General features: G+C 60.3%; 8 protein-coding genes. 3 read left to right on the plus strand and 5 right to left on the minus strand.

The genetic code is table 11. The features are described from left to right. Positions 1–559 precede the first annotated feature (559 nt). Genes AC1DZY_RS20070 through terL form a run of 3 tightly spaced genes read left to right on the plus strand, consistent with a single transcriptional unit; the run spans position 560 to position 3768 of the window. On the plus strand, positions 560–1930 hold the full coding sequence (locus AC1DZY_RS20070) for a site-specific DNA-methyltransferase (protein WP_476821913.1): 1371 nt from the start codon (positions 560–562) through the stop codon (positions 1928–1930). Then, positions 1920–2315, plus strand: coding sequence for a DUF5681 domain-containing protein (locus AC1DZY_RS20075; protein WP_476821914.1), 396 nt, complete (start codon positions 1920–1922; stop codon positions 2313–2315). The genes AC1DZY_RS20070 and AC1DZY_RS20075 overlap by 11 nt, the downstream gene beginning before the upstream one ends. Then, on the plus strand, positions 2308–3768 hold the full coding sequence (gene terL / locus AC1DZY_RS20080; protein ID WP_476821915.1) for a phage terminase large subunit: 1461 nt from the start codon (positions 2308–2310) through the stop codon (positions 3766–3768). The genes AC1DZY_RS20075 and terL overlap by 8 nt, the downstream gene beginning before the upstream one ends. Before the next feature lie 66 nt (positions 3769–3834). On the opposite strand, the gene AC1DZY_RS20085 is transcribed toward terL, so the two are convergent. The 5 genes from AC1DZY_RS20085 to AC1DZY_RS20105 all read right to left on the minus strand — a co-directional run bounded on the left by AC1DZY_RS20085 (position 3835) and on the right by AC1DZY_RS20105 (position 7271). Next, complete coding sequence (locus AC1DZY_RS20085; protein ID WP_476821916.1) at positions 3835–5256, minus strand: phosphomannomutase; 1422 nt, start codon at positions 5254–5256, stop codon at positions 3835–3837. Positions 5257–5490: 234 nt separating this feature from the next. Beyond that, complete coding sequence (locus tag AC1DZY_RS20090; RefSeq protein ID WP_476821917.1) at positions 5491–5874, minus strand: hypothetical protein; 384 nt, start codon at positions 5872–5874, stop codon at positions 5491–5493. A gap of 25 nt (positions 5875–5899) precedes the next feature. Continuing rightward, positions 5900–6343 carry a hypothetical protein gene (locus tag AC1DZY_RS20095; protein ID WP_476821918.1) on the minus strand — a complete coding sequence of 148 codons (444 nt, stop codon included), beginning with the start codon at positions 6341–6343 and terminating at the stop codon, positions 5900–5902. Then, on the minus strand, positions 6343–6972 hold the full coding sequence (locus AC1DZY_RS20100) for a lambda exonuclease family protein (protein WP_476821919.1): 630 nt from the start codon (positions 6970–6972) through the stop codon (positions 6343–6345). Before AC1DZY_RS20100 ends, AC1DZY_RS20095 begins: the two co-directional genes overlap by 1 nt. Beyond that, the gene (locus AC1DZY_RS20105) at positions 6969–7271 is read right to left on the minus strand and encodes an ERF family protein (RefSeq protein ID WP_476821920.1); all 303 of its coding nucleotides are present in this window, start codon (positions 7269–7271) and stop codon (positions 6969–6971) included. Before AC1DZY_RS20105 ends, AC1DZY_RS20100 begins: the two co-directional genes overlap by 4 nt. Between the last annotated feature and the right edge of the window lie 214 nt (positions 7272–7485).

Raw genomic sequence — 7485 nt, forward strand, 5'->3', positions numbered from 1 at the left:
GAATTTCCTGCATTGATGAGGGTTTTGCTGTTTTTCGGGAGCTTTAGAGCAGGGAATTTCGTCTGGCTTGGCAGGGATTTGTTCGATGCTGAGCAGGGCAGCTGCGAGGTGAGCCAGACGCCACGATCAGCCTTCAAAGGCTTGCGTTTAACCGACCGGGCGGATGGTGTGGTGTGACGTTTGAGGGTCGGCCGAGTGTACCGTTCGGAGACAGGTCGCTGACAAAGCGAGTGTATCATCCTAGAATCGTTGAATTTTTTTCGCTGACACCCCTTGTGTCGCGGGAATGACGCACCTAGTTTCGGTTCCGTTACGAATCACCGTAGCGACCACCGAGGTCAACCGCCTTGGGCTGAGACAGTGGAAGAGACCACCGCTGTGGGGACAGCGGCCTTTTCTATACAGGGGCCAGCGAGTTTTGCGCCGTAGGCGCAGAACCCGTGGCGTCGATGCCCCGACGATTGGCCTTCTTTTTGAAAGAAGGAAATCGAAAGTGTCTTCCCCCGCTGTTGTCCCCACCAATACCGTCCCGATTCGTGTTCGCCATCGCAGTCGCGCCTTGGCCGACGATCCCCAGCTCAAAGATGCGATTGCTTGTTTTGCGCCGCAGGTGAGCCAGCGTGTGCTGTCTGAGGTGATGCCATCGCCACGCAACGCGCGCACGCATTCAAAGAAGCAGATTCACCTCATCGCCGAGAGCATCAAGGCGTTTACCTTTGTCTCGCCGATCCTGATTGATGAGGCTGGCGAAATCGTCGCGGGTCATGGTCGTTATGAGGCGGCTAAGCTGCTCGGGTTCGAGACGGTGCCGGTGATTTGCCTCAACCATCTGGCTCCGCAGCAAATCCGTGCGCTTCGCATTGCCGATAATCGCTTGGCGGAGCATGCCGGTTGGGACAACGCGCTTTTGAAGCTCGAGCTGGGGGCGCTGGTTGAACTCGATTTCTCGGTTGAGTTAACTGGCTTCGAGACCGCGCAGATCGATGTGATCCTGCACGATGAGGCGCCGAAGCCCGAAGCTGATCCTGCCGACGCGCTGCCGGAGCTCATGACGAGAGCAATCACGCTGCCTGGCGACTTGTGGCTTCTCGGCGAGCATCGGATCTTGTGCGGCGATGCGCTCGACCGGGGCTGCTATGGGCGGTTGATGGGTGGCGCGCTTGCCCAGATGACGTTCACGGACCCGCCCTACAACGTTCGTGTTGCGGGTCATGTCAGCGGCAACGGCAAGATCAAGCATCGCGAGTTTGCGATGGCGTCGGGCGAGATGAGCAAGGCGGAATTCACCGCCTTCCTGACGCGTGTGTTTGCGGAAATCGGCACCGTCTCGTCAGATGGTGCCCTGATCTACAGCTGCATAGACGGCGCGCATCTGCACGAGATGCTCAACGCTGGCTATGGCGTCTTTGACGAACTGAAGAGCGTGATCACCTGGGCCAAGCCCAATGCCGGGATGGGCTCTCTCTATCGCAGCCAGACCGAGCTGATCACGCTGTGGAAGCACGGCAAGGGGCCCCACATCAACAATATCGAGCTTGGCCGTCACGGGCGCTATCGCACGACGTTGTGGTCCTATGCTGGTGCAAACGGCTTCCATAAGGGTCGGATGGCGGATCTCGCGGCGCACCCGACGGTCAAGCCCTGCGCGATGGTGATGGATGCAATCAAGGATTGCTCGAAGCCCAAAGCGATCATCCTGGATCCCTTCGGTGGATCGGGCACCACCCTGATCGCAGCCCACAAGACCAAGCGCCGCGGCTATTTGATGGAACTCGACCCGGTTTATGTCGATGTCGCCATCGCGCGCTGGGAGACGCTTGCCAAGGCAAGGGCGCGTCACGCCGAGACCGGTTTGAGCTTTGCCGAGATGGCCGCCCTGCGGCAGCCGACTTGCGAGGTCGAGAGTGTTGGAGGGGGCGATGTCGCGTGATCATTCCCCCAAAGCCGTCGGCTATAAGAGCCCGCCGCAGCATACTCGGTTCCAGAAGGGGCAAAGCGGTAATCCCTCCGGCCGGCGCAAGGCCAAGCCGCGTCCGAACCTGATAGAGGAACTCGACAAGGTTCTTTCAGAGCCGATCATCGTCACTAGAAACGGCAAGGCCAAGCCGATGTCGCGGCTGGCGGCGGTGCTGCACAAACTGACTGAGAGCGCCTTGAAGAACGACACCCGAGCCATGGGGATCTTGTTCAAGCTCATGAGTGAGTACCCCTTTGCCTCCGACCAACAGGAGCACAAGCCGACGAATGAACAGGATCAGGCGCTGATCGCGGCTGCCTTGGCACGCATACAGTTGGTGGGAGGAGATGATGCTTGATCATGCCCTTGTTCAAGCAGTCCTCCGTCAGGATCTGGCGAGCTTCATCGCGCGCTGCTTCATGACCCTGGAGCCAGGTAAGGGTTATCTCCCGAACTGGCATATCGAGGCGATAGCCTATCAGCTGATGAGGGTTTGGCGCGGTGAGTGCAAACGGCTCATCATCAACGTGCCGCCACGCTCGGCCAAGTCGATCTGCGTCACGATCGCATATACCGCCTGGATAATGGGCCATGATCCGCGCAAGCGGATCATGGCGATCAGCTATGGCAATGAGCTCTCGCTCAAGCTTGCTGCGGATGTTCGAACTGTGGTGACCAGTGAATGGTATGGCCCGCTATTCCCACAGTTTGCGGTCAAAACCAGCCGCAGCAACGAACTCGTGACCACCCAGCAAGGCTATCGCTTCGCCGGCTCGGTGGGAGGCTCTGTGCTTGGGCGTGGCGCCGATCTGATCGTGATCGACGATCCCATCAATGGGCTCAACGCTGTCACCTCGGAGGCGACGCGCCGCAAGGTCAGCGAGTTTTACGATGCGACGCTGTACTCGCGCCTCAATGACAAACTCAACGGTGCGATCATCATCGTGATGCAGCGCCTACACCAAGACGATCTTGTCGGCCATGTGCTCGACAAGGAGGAGTGGGAGGTTCTCTCGATTCCAGCGATTGCGCCGGAGGACTGCCGGTATCGCATCGGTGATGGCTCCGAGGCGTTCTATCAGCGACGCGCGGGAGAGGTTCTCCATTCTGCCCGCGAACCGATGGTTTATCTCGAAACCGTCAAGCGCAATCTCGGGACGCTGAACTTCTCGGCTCAGTATCAGCAAAACCCGATGCCCGCGGAAGGGCAGGTAATCAAGCGTGCCTGGATCCAAAATTATGATTATGATGAGCGCCCGCCCGTGTTCGAGCGGGTGATAGCGTCCTGGGATACCGCCTCGACCCAGGCAGAACACTCCGACTGGTCGGTCGGGACGGTCTGGGGGGCGATTGGACAGCACTTCTATCTGCTCGATGTGATCCGCGGGCGCTGGGAAGCGCCTGAGTTGCGCAAAGCGATCCTTAAGATCGCGCGAGATCACGAGGTCGATGCGACACTGATCGAGAACACCGAGCTTGGACGAGCATTGTCGCAGGATCTGCGCCGGACCGGGCAGCTTCAACCGCTGCTTCAGCAAGCGCGGTTCGACAAGACGGCCCGGCTGATGGCGCAAGCCGCTCGCTTCGAGGCGGGGCAAGTCTTCCTACCCAAGAAGGCGTCTTGGCTTGGCGATTATCTTGGCGAGCTCCTGGCGTTCCCCGTCGGACGCCATGACGATCAGGTCGATGCGACGAGTCAGGCACTCAAATATCTCACAGCGCGTACGCCTATGCTGCGCCAACGGCCTCAATCGATTATCCGCCCGCAGAGCTTTGCTCGCCCCACATCGCGGCTTGGTCCAATGTCTTGACTCCGCGAAAAACGCACCGCGCTTCAGGCGTAAAGGGTTGTGTTCCGAGAAGACGGCATACGGCCGTTAACCCATGGCTGCCCGTGCGAAACTCATACCTTCGCGCAGCAGCGCTTCGGCGTCCTCCAGCCTTTGCGCTTCGACATAGACCCGCAGTTCAGGCGCATTCCCAGAGGCACGATAGTGAAGGGTCGTGCTGTCGCCCAACGTCATCCGCAGACCGTCGCGACGGTCGCGGGCGATCACCCCGCCTCGCGGAGCGAAGGCGGTTTCGCGATAGGCCGGGTTGTCATCATCGAGCTTTGCGATCAGGGCCGCACTCTTCTGCTGCGGTGCGTCTTGCAGGCGATTCGAAAGTGCCACCGCAAAATGCTGGTTCGCGGCGAGTTCGCTCAGTTTTTGTCGCCTGCGCACAGCCAGCGTCAGCGTAGCTAGGATGGGCAGCATCGCATCGCGTGTCGGCAGGGCCGCGAGCGTTCCCGTGTCACTGTCGATGTCGGAGCCCAACAAGACGCCGCCATTGGCCTCGAATCCGACGATGCATGCAGCTCCGGATGCTTTGGCCTCAACCATGCCGGCGATCACATAGGGCGACCCGACCTTGGTCCGGCTCACCTGAGAGAAGACGCCAAGCGTCTCGATCGCCGAATTCGAGGTTACAGGCGTTACAATCGCATCAGCGCCGAGCATAGTTGCCGTCAGCACGCCGAGGAGATCGCCGCGCAGGAAATGTCCGTTCTCATCGGCAATGAGCGGGCGGTCTGCATCGCCGTCGGTCGAAACGATAGCGTCGAGGGGCTGGGCAAGCGCCCAGTCCCGCGCCAGAGCTACGTCCTCAGGCCGCAGTGCCTCGGTATCGACCGGGATGAAGCGGTCGGCACGTCCTAACGCCACGGCCGTGGCGCCCAAAGCAGCCATTATCTCGCAGATCACCTCGCGCCCGACCGAGGAATGCTGATAAACCCCGACAGTCAGTCCCTGCAGCGCCTGCTCCCCAAAGAAGCCGACATAGCGAGCTTTATATCCCGTCAGCGCATCATGAGCCCGGACATCAGTCACTCCGGTTGGACATATCGTCAAGGCGAGCCTGCGATGCCAAGTCAGGATGCGCTCCTCGTCCGACTTATCGATCTCCCCCTGCCTGCGGTAGAATTTCAGGCCGTTTCGATCATCGGGGATATGGCTGCCGGTCACCATGACGGCTGGAGCGCCAATCTGCATGGCGGTGAGCGCCAATGCCGGCGTCGGCACGGCGCCGCAATCGACGGGCACGAGCCCTGCATCCCGTATCGCGAGGGCGCATTGGGCGGCGATGGTTGGGCTCGATGAGCGCAAATCCTGCCCGATTAGAACCTCGTCACCGGGCCCAGCAACTTCGTCTTCGGCAATTACAGCACAGAACGCGCGGATGTAGCTGTAGGCCGGCAGGCCCATCAGATCGGTCACCAGTCCACGCAGTCCCGAAGTGCCGAATTTGAGGCTCGTCATAATGCAATTGCTCGTCAATCTAGACCGACAGGCAAGCTGCCTGCAGTCTTGTGGAAGGACCATTTTGTATGTCGAGGAGCCTCGTATCGCCAAGCCTGGAAGGTTTAGGGGCAATCCATCCGTCGAATAATGCGCCTGTTTGCCACATGCAATTGGGGCCGACTCGAAGAATGCAAACCGCAGCCTTTGGCGCGGATTACCGCACAGCGTTCAACGGTCCGCAGCAGGCTCGCGTCAATGCGGCTGCGCAATTAGTGTCATGGTATATCCGCGCCCGGCCATGCAGCCGACCACGATCTGGCGCAGTGCAGCGTTACGTTGGCCCTCCAGCATACCGGCCTCCATCGCGTCCGCCAGGCTTCGCCCCATCAAAATGGGCGCGGCCATCGCCTGTACCTTCGCGACTTCGCCTTTACAGATAGCGTCATCCTGCTGGAACTGGACGATCGCTGCGCTATCGGTCCGCCCATCAAGCCGATTGAAGTTCATAACGGTGCGCGTCGTACAGGCGCTAGCCAAGAGCGCGAAAAGGGCGGCGGGCAGGGCGACCGAAACGGGGTGGCGCCGCTGGAGGCTGGTGGCAGCTCTTAATATGAGGTGGACAGGGGCGGTGCTCATGGCTGCTGGGCTCCTACGGTGGGCGTCAAAGATCCTCGCAGCGCCAGGCCGCGGGTTTGGCAAGGGGACGTGAGGCAGAGCGTTGAGGTTGGGATGGAGCAAATCCGCCACCCGACAAGGTCCGGATGCCAAAATACCGGGCTTCTCTGCGCTTGGCCTCAGCTATAGCGGCCAGGTCGGTCGCGGTTTTGCCGCCGGGTGCGCGATGGCAGCAGTCACGGCCGAGCACCCGACCATCTCCTGTAGCCAAGGCGAGGCTCTTCTCGACAATGAGAGCTTCGGGAATAATGTGATCGAACTCGATGGCTTTGCCGGTGATGTTGAGGCCGCAGCCCTCGCAGAGAATGCGACCCGTGCCATCCATGGCCCGCTTGATCATCTCGACCTTTTGAGCGCGGCTGAACTCGCGGCGAGGAGCGCTTCGCCGCCTACTCTTGATTGCTCGTTGCTCATCGCAGGGTCTGGTCATCACGCTGCCTCGGCGTTGCCATAGGATCTGACCCGGTCGACGATCAGATCGAGTTCGCAGTTAAACGCCTCAACGGCATCCGAAAGTTCACCGATAAAGACCTCGTCACGGGTGGCGCGAGTGATGAACATCGGCAGGCCTGGCCAATAGACGGCGATGTCAATCCATGCTCGCCCGGTGACCCAGAGCTGTCCCTGGCATTGCGCCTTATGCTCTGGCGGGAAATCGCCGCGCAGAAGCGTCTCGACCATCAGATGGGGCAGCTTGGTCTTGATCTCGACCAACCCGTCTGTATCAACCAGTGAGTCAGGAGAGGCACCTTTGCGTCCATTGCGGACAAAACCGATGCGCCGGCAGACCTTGTCGGTGGTGAACTCATAGACCGAGCGTGCCTCATCCTCCATCAGCTTGCCCCGCTCCATATGCAGCGAGGTAAAACTCTCCATCGGTTGGCCGGTGAGAATCTCGCCGGCGAGTTTGTAGAGATACGTCTGACGGGTCTTGCTGTCGGCCCCACCGCGGCCTTTGGCCATCACGGCTGCGAACTCCGATGCGGTCGGAATCCCCAGGCGCGCGCGGGCCCACTCCTCCGATCCTTGTGAACAGTCGATGATCTCTATCGTGGTCATGCGTGCAGCCTCCTGGAGTTGAGCATGATCAGTGCCTGCCGATACCGCCTGGCAGGCAGCTCGGTGATCCCATTGATCTGAAAGATGTTGAGCAGGGCCGCCTTGTCGGCGCCGACCTTATCTATCAGGTCGAGCAGTTCGCGCGCCTGCTGGCTGGTAACCAGTGCTCCCGACCCCGCGGCCTTGCCGTCATCGTCCTCGGATGCGGCCAGACCCAGCGAAGCCTTAAGCGTCATGCGCTGCAGATAGGTCAGGGCCGAACCGACCGCCTGAATGCTGTTCTGTGAGATCGCCTGCAATGTTGCCCCTGTGAGGGGCGCTTATCGCGTTGAAGGTTAGTCCCCCTGTTATTGGCTCTGGCTGATCCTTCCGGTTTTTCGGAAGGGTCCGGGGATGACGGGTGTGGAGACGATTGCGCGGATCCGTTTCGAGCATTTCCAGAACAGCAAGGGGATCAAGCGGATCGCGCGCGAGCTAGGCATTGCGCGCGACACGGTGCGCAAGGTGCTCCGA

This window comes from Allobosea sp. P2_A10, from assembly GCF_056405115.1.